Below are 13,168 nucleotides of genomic sequence, written 5' to 3' on the forward strand. Positions count from 1 at the left end.
AATAACTAATCGCTATATAAAAGTTGCTACGTAATAAAAAGAAATATGCTTTAATTAGTCTTGCAGTGGAGAGCAGAGCAAAGGAGTGGCCGATGAAAAGAATACTATGCCTATCAGCGCTCGCGCTCGCCTGCCCGCTATTCGCTGCCGAACTTCCTCCCCTTCCGGCTCAGCAAGAACGCTCGCCACACAAGCTATTTATGTTTAGCGAAAGCGATCAGCAAGACTTCGACTCGTGGAAAATTGACGGCGGGTACTCTTACAACCTGTTCGATAATCTCGACCTTTATGTCGGCGCTCGGGTAAACAACAGTAACAATAGGATCAATGAGACTGGTTTTCTCAGCGGGGTGAGTTATCAATTCACGCCGAGATTCTCCGTGAAAAGTACGCTGCACTCATACAGCAGTGAACATAAAGTCGATGGAAAAGAAGCGTCGATGGCAGCGGAAGTCTCGAGCCGAGTCAAACTGACTGACAACCTAGATATACATGCCACTCTTGACTATCAAGAGTGGCAACAAGGGCTCGAAGTCGGCTTAGGATTCCGTTTTTAGCTCCAATCAAGCAACTCGGTCGACATCAATACACCATTCCAATCGGCATAGATATAGTCTCCGGGCTGGATCATCTGATTATGGATAGTAAGGGTCACATTCACTTCACCCGCATCACGCTTTTCGGTCTTAAACGGGCAAGTACCCAACGCTTTAATACCTAAGTCCATTTCTGACATCATGGCAACATCGCGGACCGCTCCGTTGACAATGACCCCTTCCCAATGATTGTCGATAGCAAGGATAGCAAGCTGGTCGCCCAATAGCGCTTTCTGACAAGAGCCGTGCCCATCAACCACTAGCACTTTGCCAGTGCCATCTTGGCTGAGCATCTCTCTCACTTTTGAATTATCGTGGTAACAACGTACAGTGACGATCTCACCATAAAACGCAAACTTACGACCAAAACTGTGTAGTGGTAGCTCGAGTAATGTCACGTTATCCTCGTGCTTATCACAGATATCTGGGGTTATATCATTCATTGTTTCCTCCTTGAACTTGCAAATAATAAATCATCTATCGACAGCGATGTCGCCACTCTCCTAACAACAGTGGTGGTGTTTCATCTTGGCAAGAGAGCAAGAACAACTGCTCTCCGTCAATAAAATAGATAGCATTCTGAGCATACTTCTGCCCGAGTACCACTGCCTGTTCGAGGCTGATTGGTGCGGCAAAACTCTCTTCAGCCCAAGTGAAGTTTTGGTCTCCCACTAGTACGCAACTATAACCAGTATGGACCAAATCTGCGGCTAAGCATTGATTGTTTCTATCATTATCGACCAATGAGCACCACACACTCGATGGGTTCCATGCGGTAATAATGGCGAACTGATTCGCCTTAGGAAGCGCTTCAAAACGAAAATAAGGTTGTTGATACGCGCGCCAAAGTTCGGCATCTATAGACATCATTTCTATTGTTATACATTGATTGAATACTATTAATTTTTGTTACATTCTAACTCTTGATATAAATCAACAAAGTGTTGGGAATTAACATTTCGACGTTGTTAGCATGCTGTTAACATTATAAAATCCGCCTCAAAGACTAATAGACCACAGAGGAAGATGGACCTCTAAAGTGAGACAAATGCACCAAGGATGGCGGGCAATCAAAGAGAGTGTAATTTTATAATCTTTGGTTTATTATCAACATCACATTACCTGTATGTTATGTTTTTGCCTAGAATTTAATCTATTAGCACAAATTTTTCACAAATTTAGGTACCGCCAATGCAAACCCCGCACATTCTTATTGTTGAAGATGAGCAAGTAACTCGTAACACTCTTAAGAGTATTTTTGAAGCAGAGGGATACGCTGTTTTTGAGGCCAGTGACGGTGAAGAGATGCACCAGGTGTTGTCTGATAACCAAGTTAACCTGGTTATCATGGACATCAACCTTCCAGGCAAGAACGGTCTACTACTCGCTCGCGAACTTCGTGAGCAAGCCAACGTTGCGCTGATGTTTTTAACTGGCCGCGACAATGAAGTGGATAAAATCCTTGGTCTAGAAATTGGTGCTGATGACTACATCACTAAGCCATTTAACCCACGCGAACTGACCATCCGTGCGCGCAACTTGCTGAATCGTTCAATGAACTCAAGTGCCGTTAGTGAAGAGAAGCGCAGTGTAGACAAATACGTATTTAACGGTTGGGTGCTAGATATCAATAGCCGCTCATTGGTTAGCCCAAGCGGTGATGGATATAAGTTGCCACGTTCAGAGTTCAGAGCGTTGCTTCACTTCTGTGAAAACCCAGGCAAAATCCAAACCCGTGCAGACCTCTTGAAAAAAATGACGGGACGTGAACTTAAGCCGCACGATCGCACTGTCGACGTGACGATTCGCCGTATCCGCAAGCACTTTGAGTCTGTTTCAGGAACACCTGAAATTATTGCCACCATTCATGGTGAAGGCTACCGCTTCTGTGGTGATCTAGAAGATTAATCGCCGACTATGTTTGTAAATGGAGCCGTTAGGCTCCATTTTTTTATCAGGGGATGGCTCAGGTAAACATAATAACCAAAACAAAAACGCCTGCTGACAAGCAGGCGTTTTTCATAACAGATATCAGTGTAATCTAACCTCGACCACCTTTTATCGCATCGATAATTTCCGTGGTCGAACAACCATCTTCGAAGTTAAGCACTTTAACCTCTCCGCCATTAGCGATCACTTCTTTGCCACCGGCGATCTCTTCTGGCTTATAATCGCCGCCTTTGACGAGCAGATCAGGCAATACTTCACCAATCAGACGCTGTGGCGTGTCTTCACCAAATGGCACCACCCAATCGACAGCCCCTAAACCCGCGAGTACCGCCATGCGGCGATCGGTAGGATTAACAGGGCGTCCCGGTCCTTTTAGGCGCTTGACTGACTCATCAGTGTTGACTGCCACGATTAAACGGTCACCCAGCTCTGCCGCATGATTGAGGTATGACACATGGCCCGCGTGCAAAATATCAAAGCAGCCGTTCGTCATCACGACTTTCTCACCTTTGATTTGTGCGTTTCTCACCGCTTGAATCAGCGCCTTCTCGCTAATGACGCCAAAATCAGTATCTTGACTACCATGGACAGCCTCAGCAAGTTCAATGGTCGATACGGTTGACGTACCCAGTTTGCCAACCACTACCCCTGCCGCCGCGTTTGCTAATGCGCACGCTTCATCTAAAGGTTTGCCCGCTGCGACAGACGCTGCCAACACCGAAATAACCGTATCGCCAGCCCCAGTCACATCATAGACTTCTTGAGCTTGAGTCGGCAGGTGGAAAGGCTCTTGGTCACGACGTAATAATGTCATACCGTGTTCGCTGCGAGTGACAAGTAGCGCTTCGAAGTCAAACTCTTCAATCAGCGCTAAGCCTTTTTCAATCAGGTCTTGGTCTGATTTTACTTTGCCCGCGACCAGTTCAAATTCCGCCATATTTGGCGTCAGCAAGGTCGCCCCACGATAGCGCTCGAAATCAGCACCTTTAGGATCAATAAACACCGGAACCTTAGCCGCACGTGCTTTTTGGATAAATAACTGAACGTGTTCAAGTGCGCCTTTCGCGTAATCCGATAACACTACGGCATTCACTTTGGGTAGCGCGCGCTCCATTCGATCGAGGATCAGATCTGACTCGACGTTTTCAAACTGGTCTTCGAAATCAAGACGGATCAGTTGCTGACCACGACTCAGCACACGTAGCTTGGTAATGGTTGGGTAGTTCGGCAAACCAACGAAATCACATTTTACTTTGAGCGCGGATAGAGTTTCGTTCAATACCTTCGCAGGCTCATCAATCCCAGTTAAGCCAACAATATGAGCGTGACCACCGAGAGAAGCAATGTTCATTGCTACGTTGGCAGCACCACCTGGACGCTCTTCATTATTTTCTACTTTGACTACAGGTACTGGCGCTTCTGGTGAGATGCGCCCAGTCGGGCCATACCAATAGCGATCTAACATCACATCACCAATGATCAACACACCAGAATCACTGTAGTTAGGCAGGATTGGCTTCATTGTAGGTCTCCAAATTCTAATTCGCGCAGAAGTTTAGCATAAAGCGTCGTAGTTATTCTAACCACTCGTGCCACTGTTTAATGACCTGTTCGCGCTCGGCAGCAAACTTGTCTTCGGCAACATCAGCATCAAGGTTGAGCAAGTTGCGATGATGGATTTGATCGCGCATCTCTGTATAAGCATGAGTCAAAGCCATGGCGTCCTCTTCTTGCAGAATACCCTGAGCGATCAAGGTTTCGATAATCCGCACATTATCGCTCCAGCGAGTTAACTTCGGCTTTTGCTGGCTAAAGCGTAGCACCAAATATTGCACTAAGAACTCAACATCGGTAATACCTCCAGGATCTTGCTTGAGCATAAACCGGCCCGTTTTTTTACCGCCTAGATGTTTACGCATTTTAACGCGCATCTCGGATACTTGTTTGATCAAGTCAGCTTCATCGCGTGCTAGGCTTAAGATCTCGTGCCGCGTTTGAGCAAACGCGCGCTGCAATGGCGCATCTCCATAGATCATCCTTGCCCGAACCAGCGCTTGATGCTCCCAGGTCCAAGCATCTTGCCTTTGATACTCATCAAAGGCATCAATAGGACTAACAAGTAACCCCGACACCCCAGAAGGACGAAGACGGGTATCAACCTCATACAAGATGCCTGAAGCGGTACGCGTCGAGAAGATATGAATAATTCGCTGAGCTAAACGTAGGTAAAACTGGCGACCATCAATCTCTTTCTTGCCATCGGTATACACGTGTACCGGGCAATCATGAATAAAGACGACATCTAGATCCGAATTGTAACCCAGCTCCCAGCCGCCAACTTTTCCATACCCTACCACGGCGAAGCCTTTTCCTTCTCTCTCTCTCACATGAGTCGGTTCGCCATATTTCTCGCTCATTTGCAACCAAGCCTGCCCAACAACAGATTCAACTATCGCTTCGGCCAAATAGGTTAAGTGATCACTCACTTTCATCACAGGTAACACACCCGCGATATCTGCAGCGGCAATCCTGAGAATGCATATCTGCTTGAACTGGCGCAGAGCTTCCATCTGCTGTTCCATGTCGTCTTCAGGAATTCGAGCGAGAAAATCACGCAGTTCAGTGCGATACCCATCCAAAGGAATCGGGTTATAAAGCTGCTGAGGGTCAATCAACTCATCAAGCAGAATCGGGTAGCGTCCCAACTGCTCAGAGATCATCGGGCTGGCGGTACACAAACGGACCAGTTGCACTAGCGCCGCTGGATGTTCGTCTAACAGCTCTAAGTAGGTCGTGCGAGTAACGATTCTATTCAATAGGTGTAACACTCGCGTCAAGCCAAACTTTGCGTCCGGATGAGCGTAAAGCGCGGAGAAAATTTTAGGCATCAGCCGGTTGAGCACCTCACGCCCGCGCGGCCCCAAGGTCTTTTTAGCTAAATCTTGTTTAAACTGAATAATAGTGGCGGCCATCGCCTGCGGGTCATCAACATGAATATCATGTTCGAGAATATGTTCGAGAACATCTTGTTTGGCTGCCATGTCCCACAACTCAGTAAAGTGCTGGGCGATATCTTGCTGGTCATCCTCGTCATCGCCAATCAGATCTGCAAACACCGCATGCACATTGGCCATGTGAGCCTTTACATCCTCTAAAAGCGCAGACCAAGTTTGATAGCCCATCGCCACGGCCAGTTGCAACTGTTCAAAATCACACTCTGGCAGGGTCTGGGTTTGCTTATCGGCCATCGCTTGCAGTAGGTTTTCCAGACGACGCAGAAACTTATACGCCTCACGTAAATGTGCGGTCTCTTGACTGGTAAGTTGCTCCAACTCTTCAATCGCGTCGATCGTTATCAGAAGACCACGTTGACGCAAACCGGGCTCACGTCCGCCACGAATAAGCTGGAATACTTGCGCAATAAACTCGATTTCGCGAATACCACCCGCACCAAGTTTAATGTTGTTACTCAAGCCACGACGACGTACTTCACTGCTGATCATAGATTTCATCCGGCGCAGAGACTGAATAGCACTGAAGTCAATATAGCGGCGAAACACAAACGGACGCAGCATTTGACGCAGTTCTTGGTACTGAGGATACATCTCGCTGCCCATCACTCGCGCTTTGATCATCGCGTAACGCTCCCAGTCACGACCTTGCTCTTGGTAATAGTCTTCCAGCGCGGCGAAGCTCATGACCAACGGGCCACTGTCGCCAAACGGGCGTAAGCGCATGTCAACACGATAGCAAAAACCATCAAAAGTTTGTTGATCCAGCGCTTTGATGATGCGCTGACCGAGTCGCGTAAAGAACTGGGCATTAGCAATACTTTTACGTGCACCTTGAGTTTCACCGTTTTCGGGGTAGGTAAAAATCAAGTCAATGTCTGAGGAAAAATTGAGCTCACCTCCCCCTAGTTTGCCCATACCAATAATCAGCAGTGGTTGTGCCTCACCTTCGGCATTGGTTGGCGTTCCCCACTGTGCACAACATGCTTTGTATTGCCATTGATAAGTTTCGAAGATCATCGCTTCAGCGAGCTCTGACAGGTGTTGAAGACTCTGCTCTAAACGCCACGACGCAGTAAAATCTCGCCAGGCGATATAGACCATTTCTCGATTTCGAAATTGACGCAGTACCCGGTGCCCTTGCTCTTCATCTTCACACTCGCTCAGTAACTGTGCTAAACGTTGACGATAATCCTGATAACGTGAGTGGTCACTTAGCATCTGGGGAAGCTGCTGTTGTAGGTACTCATCTGTCGACAAGGCGTCACTGATAAACTGACTTAAACCGGCAACATAGGTCAGTTGCTCACGCAGCGACTCTGGCCAATGCGCCAAGGTGAGCGAAGGGTTTAAAAGTTCAAGAGCCGATTGGGAGTGAGATATGAGGCTTTCTGGCAATTGCATGAGTCTTCCTTGTTCGAGAAATACCAGCGAGGGAACGAGTATGATCTATTTATACCAATAAAAAACGCCCACTAGTAGCGAGCGGGCGTTTATTAACAATAACTTGAGACGTTAAACTTTAAATGAGGTGATCTTCTCATCAAGCTCTTCGGCGTTTTTCTGCATGATTTCTGATGTTTCTAATAGCTCGGAAACCACGGTCACTGACGCCTCCACCAGCTCACGCACATTGGTTAGGTTCTGATTCATCTCTTCTGCAACACTGCTTTGCTGACCTGCTGCAGTGGCAATTTGGAAATTCATGTCATTGATCTGATTCACCTGACCAACGATACCGTCCAGTTCGCTGCCAGCGTTGGTCACTAACTCAACCCCTTCTGCCGCTTCTACCACGCTCTTCTCCATTAAATCGACCGCAGAGTTGGCGCTGGTTTGCAGTTGGGTGATCATCTCTTGGATCTCAACCGTCGCTTGCTGAGTACGTTGAGCCAGATTGCGAACTTCATCAGCGACTACCGCAAAACCGCGCCCAGCTTCCCCCGCGCGCGCCGCCTCAATGGCCGCGTTTAATGCCAACAAATTGGTTTGCTCAGAAATACCTTGAATGGTGCCGACGACGCTGCCGATGGACTCAACACTCTCTTCCACTTGATTGACCGCTTGCGCTGAAGCCGCGATATCTTTGGAAAGCTCACTGATTTTTTGCACTGTATCTTGAACAAAACGCTGGCCCGTTGCCGCAGAGCCTGAGGCATTTTCCGTAAGAGAAGAAGCACTTTGGGCATGGCCCGCCACAGTTTGAACTGTCGAAGTCATTTCGCTCATCGCCGTCGCGAGCTGGTCGATTTCGTTAAACTCTTCTTGAGCCGACTCTTTCGTCTCTGACATGCTGAGTGTCATCACTTCCGTCAAACCAGACAGCTCTTGTGACGCATTAATTTGCATACGAATCATGTCTTGCAGTTGAACCCGTGTTTTTTCTAGTTCTCGGGCAACATCACCGTACTCATCTTTACACGCCATCTCGATAGGAACGGACAGATCGCGTTGTGCCATCAATTTGATGGCCTCATTCAAGTAATGAGTTTGACGCAGCATCACTCGCGCAGCAAACATCAGTAGCGCCACAAATACGATAATTAATAACCCGGTCTGCCACGCCACTTGCACAAGGTAGGCATCATAATGTTGCTGGGCCACTTCACTATTCTGTGTCGCGGCTAGGAGAGAATCATAGAAGGTGCTCGCATCCCACAGCTGTTTAGCGATGATCAGTAAGGTACTGAACACCATCAGTATTACCATCTTGGGCACAAGTCGAACATCCGTAATCACTCGCTCCCACGGCTTAAACGCCATCTTGGTCATTGTCCGTTCTCCACTTTGTCATATTTTGAATTTTCAATGCGTTATACTAAAGTAGCACCACAGGTGCGACTCCCTCGACAGCACTGAATTAGATTTATTTCGAGCCTCGTATGAATAGTGATACTACCAAAGACGATACAAAACCGATGAGCTTGCTGTCACTGATCTTGTCATTTATGGCGCTATTTGTGATCTCGGGCTTATTGTTTCTTCCTTTGCAAGCAGAAACTCGACAAGTTCTTATCGGCTTGGACTTTGTAATCTGTAGCATTTTTCTCCTGCAGTTAAGTGTAGACTTGATCCGTGCTACAAATCGGATGAAATTTTTGCAACGCCACTGGATCGATTTTTTAGCCAGCATTCCCATGATCGAGCCTTTACGTTACGCACGGCTATTCTCGATACTGCGCGTGATCTTGGTTATCCGCTCTAGCCATAACCTGTTACGTCAACTACAACAGAACAAACACGAAGCGACCCTAGCATCTATCTTACTGTTGTTGGTGGTGTTGCTTACTGCAGGCTCAAGTATGATGCTCTTTGTCGAAGGCCACTCGCCTGAAGCCAATATTACCGACGGCGGAGACGCGCTGTGGTGGGCGTTGGTGACGATTTCAACCGTTGGATACGGCGATCACTACCCTGTGACCAACGGTGGGCGTATTTTGGCCGCGGGATTGATCGTTTGTGGAGTGGGGTTGTTTGGTATGATCTCAGGTTTAGTCACTTCAATGATCGCCTCTCCATCCAAATTGCAAGATCTGCGGGCGCAGAATAAGGAGCGGTTGTTGATTGAAATGGTCGAAAAACAAAACCAAATCCTTGAGCGTCTCGACAAACTCGAGCGTAACCAATTAAAAGGTGGGAAACAAAAACGAGAGCCTTAAGCTCTCGTTTGTTTGTTCCTTTCTGATGAATGTTGGTTAATCACGCCAGTAGGGCTGAGCTTCGATACAGATGATGCGCGTCTGCTCCATCGCGTGCAAAATCGAGCCTTGCTGACGAACCAACCATCGCTGCAACTGCTCACGCTCTTCTGTCTCTAACTTATCGACTAGCTGCTCTAACGTTTTAAGTTTGAGTAAGTCATCAGTCCCGTGCAGCAGATCGCTCCAAGGTAGACGAAAACTATTACGCTCTTCATCATCATACAAACTGGCAAAACTGATGCCCGTGTAGAGATTACGCATCAGGCGGTATCGCTGTTCAATATAATCGTCAGCAGAGAGGTTTTGCTCAGGCGGAAACGCCTCTATTAACTCTGCCCACGTTCGGTCAAGCTGTTCAACAGAAAAATGCTCGATATTGAGCGCCATTTTGTCGCGCGCTTTGTCATCTAAAAATGGTTGCCAACCTCGAGTCAAAATCCAGCGACTCAGATCAAGCAGTAACCCGGTGTAACGCGCCGAGTTGACCAGTTCCAGCATTTGTTGACGTGATGGTAACTCTTCTTGGACCAATTTCAGTTCGGCGACCAAAAACTTGCGCGCATCGAGTTTGCGCAGCGCATGACCTTTATCATCCAGCAAATCTGCTAAGTAATCGTAGTCGTGCAACCACTCGAGTTCTTGTTCCAGCCATTTCAACTCTTGGCGTAAAATCGCGCTCGCTCGACGCGGAACCACGCCACCATAAACCGTTAATATTTGGCGAATAAAGCTGATGGCGTTTTTGATCTCGTGCAAGGCACTGATCGAGTCACGCTCTGCGTAGATTTGCTCGTGATAATGCCAATGAGAAAGCGCGTGCTCGAGCGAGTTAATAAAGCAAGACTCGACCGTATCGTGTTTGTCTGTCTCGACTAAAGCGAGCGATTTGACTTCGTCTCCGGCGTAATCCATCGCCAAGCGGTAACCTTTCGCGGCTTTACTTAAGTTCCCCAAGCGCATGCCTCCCTGCTCACACAAGCTACGAGCAAGGGTAAATAGTGCATCGGTTTGGCCTGATTTCAGTTCGAGTTCAACTTCGCAAATAGGGTCTTGCTTGTCATTGGCTTCAACCTCGCCTTGGTCAAACGCGACTTCGACTTGGCTGCCGTCTGCCATACCAATCAACCACTGTTCACGGGTAAAATTGGTAGAGAACAAGGGAGTGAGTTCAGATTGCAGAGCCGCTATCTCTTTACCATCCGGCCAAATATCGGTTGGGTGCAGAGTAAGCTCAGGTTGGTTGCTATTATGTTCAGCGTTGTACTCTGGTCTTTGATGTAGCCCGGCGACCACACGCCCTGCGGTTTTCACCGTTTGCACATAAACATCGTCAAAGCGGCGAATACGCAAACCAATGTCATGTTGGCGCAACCAATTATCGGCGGTATCAAAGTAGGTATTACCCAGCTCGCGACAGCTATGCTGAAGTACTTTGGTTTCAGCGACCTTACTACGTAAAGTCTCTGAAAAATCGGGAGAAACAAAAAACTTCAGTTCTATCTCGGTTTCCATAGTGTTACCTTTCAAAGCAGATAGAAACAGGATATTGCCAATTTTCTTACTCGGCAAGAAAGAAATATCACCCTAATGATGATCTAAAACAGTTTTAATGAGTGATTTAATGGGTTAACATGCGCGCCTTTATAGCCATCGTTCAACATTTCGCCACGAATGGTGTATGTTACTTTTTAGGTTATAGTAATTGGGTTGAATGACCATGCCAGTAAATACAATTATGGGGTTATTTGCAAAGTCCCCTATTAAACCTTTGCAGCGCCACGTTGTGTGTGTGAACGAATGTTGCTCGCACCTCGTCAACTTCTTTGAAGTCAGTTCAAAGGGTGACTGGGAGAAAGCCGCCGAGATTCGTGCACAGATTTCTCACCTAGAGCGAGAAGCCGACGTCTTAAAGCGCGAAATCCGTCTCAAACTTCCTCGTGGTTTGTTTATGCCAGTCGACCGCAGCGACATGCTCGAACTGCTGACACAGCAAGACAAACTCGCCAACCTTGCAAAAGATATTGCTGGCCGTGTCTATGGCCGTCAATTGATGATCCCTGCACCTCTTCAAGAAAACTTCATCGCTTACGTTAAACGCTGTTTAGACGCAGCGAACCAAGCACAGAAAGTGATCAATGAGCTTGATGAGTTATTGGAAACTGGATTTAAAGGTCGTGAGGTAACTCTCGTGGCTGAAATGATCCATCAACTGGATGTGATTGAGGACGACACCGACGCAATGCAGATTGAGCTTCGCCAACAATTAATGGCCATTGAAGCTGATCTCAACCCTGTTGACGTGATGTTCCTTTACAAGATTCTAGAGTGGGTAGGTGGTATTGCCGATCAAGCGCAGCGCGTGGGTGCTCGTCTTGAAGTGATGCTATCTCGCTCATAAACATAAGTTAACCAAATAACGAAGAGCATCTAACCAGTTCACACCCCTAGTTAAGCGATAAATACTGACGCGCTTTAGGGGTTTTGTCGTGCTAAATTTTTGCTCCGCTTGTTATCAACAACTAGGTATTACGATGGATATCCTTGCGAACTACGGCACTGTCCTGATTCTTATTGCAGCCGCTTTTGGTTTTATGATGGCGATTGGTATTGGCGCGAATGACGTTGCGAATGCCATGGGCACTTCAGTTGGTTCAAAAGCACTGACAGTAAAACAAGCCATCATCATTGCGATGATCTTTGAATTTGCTGGCGCATATTTAGCAGGTGGTGAAGTTACCGATACTATCCGTAAAGGCGTAATTGAAACGTCCCTCTTTGCTCACCAACCCGACGTGTTAGTCTACGGTATGATGTCTGCGTTACTTGCAGCAGGTACTTGGCTACTGCTTGCGTCTTACATGGGCTGGCCGGTATCAACCACCCACTCAATCATCGGTGCCATCATAGGTTTTGCCTGTGTATCTGTCGGTACAGAAGCCGTTGACTGGGGCAGCGTTCAAGGTATTGTCGGTAGCTGGATTATTACGCCGGTTATTTCTGGCTTCTTTGCTTACGTAATCTTTGTCAGTGCCCAGCGCCTGATCTTCGATACCGAGAAACCGCTATTCAATGCGAAACGCTTTGTTCCTGTGTACATGTTCATCACAACAATGGTCATTGCACTGGTTACGATTAAGAAAGGCCTTAAACACGTTGGTCTTCACCTTTCAAACGGTGAAGCTTGGATGTGGGCTGCGGGCGTTTCAGCCATCATTATGGTGGGCGGTTACCTCTACATTCAGAAGAAATTTGCTAGCCGTGAAGACGACCATGGTTTTGCCGGCGTCGAAGGCATCTTCAGCGTATTAATGGTGATCACTGCATGTGCGATGGCGTTTGCACACGGTTCTAACGACGTAGCGAACGCGATTGGCCCACTCTCAGCGGTAGTATCAACTGTTGAACATATGGGTGAAATCACAGGCAAAAGCACCATCGCTTGGTGGATTCTACCTCTAGGTGGTTTCGGCATCGTGGTTGGTCTTGCGACGCTGGGTCATAAGGTTATGGCGACAGTGGGGACGGGTATTACCGAACTCACGCCTAGCCGCGGTTTCGCCGCTCAGCTGGCTACCGCCTGTACTGTCGTCTTGGCATCGGGAACTGGCCTACCCATCTCTACCACTCAAACGTTAGTGGGTGCGGTATTGGGTGTTGGTTTTGCTCGTGGTATCGCGGCACTCAACCTAGGTGTCGTGCGTAACATCGTCGCTTCGTGGATCGTGACCCTACCGGCAGGTGCCCTTCTTGCTGTTGTATTCTTCTATGCGATTCAAGCGATGTTTGTCTAATCAATTGCGTCAGTGATGTGTTAACTCACTGTCATTATTGACTCAAAACCGCAGAAAGGGAGGCTCAGCCTCCCTTCTTTGTTGCAGTCAAATCAGAAACTACTTACTATTTGGCGTTA

Annotated in this window: 11 protein-coding genes; 5 read left to right on the forward strand and 6 right to left on the reverse strand. The window is 47.6% G+C overall.

The features are described 5' to 3' along the window. Positions 1 to 92 precede the first annotated feature (92 nt). On the forward strand, positions 93 to 557 hold the full coding sequence (locus tag FCU94_RS11205) for a hypothetical protein (protein ID WP_176288624.1): 465 nt from the start codon (positions 93 to 95) through the stop codon (positions 555 to 557). Here FCU94_RS11205 and FCU94_RS11210 read toward each other — a convergent pair. Then, on the reverse strand, positions 554 to 1,039 hold the full coding sequence (locus FCU94_RS11210; protein ID WP_176288625.1) for a putative 4-hydroxy-4-methyl-2-oxoglutarate aldolase: 486 nt from the start codon (positions 1,037 to 1,039) through the stop codon (positions 554 to 556). The two genes, FCU94_RS11205 and FCU94_RS11210, sit on opposite strands and share 4 nt — an antisense overlap. Positions 1,040 to 1,073: 34 nt before the next feature. Further along, a complete protein-coding gene (locus FCU94_RS11215) occupies positions 1,074 to 1,466 on the reverse strand; it encodes a DUF3293 domain-containing protein (protein ID WP_255199258.1) in 393 nt (130 codons plus the stop codon). 321 nt (positions 1,467 to 1,787) lie between these two features. Between FCU94_RS11215 and arcA the strand changes: the two genes are divergently transcribed. After that, positions 1,788 to 2,504, forward strand: a complete 717-nt coding sequence (gene arcA / locus FCU94_RS11220) for a two-component system response regulator ArcA (protein ID WP_176288626.1) — start codon at positions 1,788 to 1,790, stop codon at positions 2,502 to 2,504. Between the two features lie 133 nt (positions 2,505 to 2,637). On the opposite strand, the gene hldE is transcribed toward arcA, so the two are convergent. The 3 genes from hldE to FCU94_RS11235 all read right to left on the reverse strand — a co-directional run bounded on the left by hldE (position 2,638) and on the right by FCU94_RS11235 (position 8,329). Further along, a complete protein-coding gene (gene hldE / locus FCU94_RS11225) occupies positions 2,638 to 4,068 on the reverse strand; it encodes a bifunctional D-glycero-beta-D-manno-heptose-7-phosphate kinase/D-glycero-beta-D-manno-heptose 1-phosphate adenylyltransferase HldE (RefSeq protein ID WP_176288627.1) in 1,431 nt (476 codons plus the stop codon). A 52-nt stretch (positions 4,069 to 4,120) separates the two neighbouring features. Further along, complete coding sequence (gene glnE / locus FCU94_RS11230) at positions 4,121 to 6,961, reverse strand: bifunctional [glutamate--ammonia ligase]-adenylyl-L-tyrosine phosphorylase/[glutamate--ammonia-ligase] adenylyltransferase (protein WP_176288628.1); 2,841 nt, start codon at positions 6,959 to 6,961, stop codon at positions 4,121 to 4,123. A gap of 111 nt (positions 6,962 to 7,072) precedes the next feature. Further along, the gene (locus FCU94_RS11235) at positions 7,073 to 8,329 is read right to left on the reverse strand and encodes a methyl-accepting chemotaxis protein (RefSeq protein ID WP_176288629.1); all 1,257 of its coding nucleotides are present in this window, start codon (positions 8,327 to 8,329) and stop codon (positions 7,073 to 7,075) included. Positions 8,330 to 8,439: 110 nt separating this feature from the next. On the opposite strand from FCU94_RS11235, the gene FCU94_RS11240 reads away from it, so the two are divergent. Then, complete coding sequence (locus tag FCU94_RS11240) at positions 8,440 to 9,216, forward strand: potassium channel family protein (RefSeq protein ID WP_176288630.1); 777 nt, start codon at positions 8,440 to 8,442, stop codon at positions 9,214 to 9,216. A 36-nt stretch (positions 9,217 to 9,252) separates the two neighbouring features. Here the strand turns inward: FCU94_RS11240 and FCU94_RS11245 are convergent, their stop codons facing one another. Then, the gene (locus FCU94_RS11245) at positions 9,253 to 10,770 is read right to left on the reverse strand and encodes a CYTH and CHAD domain-containing protein (RefSeq protein ID WP_176288631.1); all 1,518 of its coding nucleotides are present in this window, start codon (positions 10,768 to 10,770) and stop codon (positions 9,253 to 9,255) included. 205 nt (positions 10,771 to 10,975) lie between these two features. Between FCU94_RS11245 and FCU94_RS11250 the strand changes: the two genes are divergently transcribed. Together FCU94_RS11250 and FCU94_RS11255 are read left to right on the forward strand one after the other, a co-directional pair. Continuing rightward, positions 10,976 to 11,656 (forward strand): TIGR00153 family protein, encoded by a 681-nt coding sequence (locus FCU94_RS11250; RefSeq protein ID WP_176288632.1) that lies wholly within the window; start codon positions 10,976 to 10,978, stop codon positions 11,654 to 11,656. Between the two features lie 133 nt (positions 11,657 to 11,789). Next, positions 11,790 to 13,049: an inorganic phosphate transporter gene (locus tag FCU94_RS11255; RefSeq protein WP_176288633.1), complete on the forward strand. Its 1,260-nt coding sequence runs from the start codon at positions 11,790 to 11,792 to the stop codon at positions 13,047 to 13,049. Positions 13,050 to 13,168: the final 119 nt, after the last annotated feature.

This window comes from Vibrio sp. JPW-9-11-11 (assembly GCF_013369335.1).
Lineage (GTDB): Bacteria > Pseudomonadota > Gammaproteobacteria > Enterobacterales > Vibrionaceae > Vibrio.

Excerpts from the sequence above, each read along its gene's own strand:
- hldE (WP_176288627.1), bottom strand. The coding sequence starts at position 4,068 with ATGAAGCCAATCCTGCCTAACTACAGTGATTCTGGTGTGTTGATCATT.
- FCU94_RS11210 (WP_176288625.1), bottom strand. The coding sequence starts at position 1,039 with ATGAATGATATAACCCCAGATATCTGTGATAAGCACGAGGATAACGTG.
- FCU94_RS11255 (WP_176288633.1), top strand. The coding sequence starts at position 11,790 with ATGGATATCCTTGCGAACTACGGCACTGTCCTGATTCTTATTGCAGCC.
- FCU94_RS11245 (WP_176288631.1), bottom strand. The coding sequence starts at position 10,770 with ATGGAAACCGAGATAGAACTGAAGTTTTTTGTTTCTCCCGATTTTTCA.
- arcA (WP_176288626.1), top strand. The coding sequence starts at position 1,788 with ATGCAAACCCCGCACATTCTTATTGTTGAAGATGAGCAAGTAACTCGT.
- FCU94_RS11240 (WP_176288630.1), top strand. The coding sequence starts at position 8,440 with ATGAATAGTGATACTACCAAAGACGATACAAAACCGATGAGCTTGCTG.
- FCU94_RS11235 (WP_176288629.1), bottom strand. The coding sequence starts at position 8,329 with ATGACCAAGATGGCGTTTAAGCCGTGGGAGCGAGTGATTACGGATGTT.
- FCU94_RS11215 (WP_255199258.1), bottom strand. The coding sequence starts at position 1,466 with ATGATGTCTATAGATGCCGAACTTTGGCGCGCGTATCAACAACCTTAT.
- glnE (WP_176288628.1), bottom strand. The coding sequence starts at position 6,961 with ATGCAATTGCCAGAAAGCCTCATATCTCACTCCCAATCGGCTCTTGAA.
- FCU94_RS11250 (WP_176288632.1), top strand. The coding sequence starts at position 10,976 with ATGCCAGTAAATACAATTATGGGGTTATTTGCAAAGTCCCCTATTAAA.
- FCU94_RS11205 (WP_176288624.1), top strand. The coding sequence starts at position 93 with ATGAAAAGAATACTATGCCTATCAGCGCTCGCGCTCGCCTGCCCGCTA.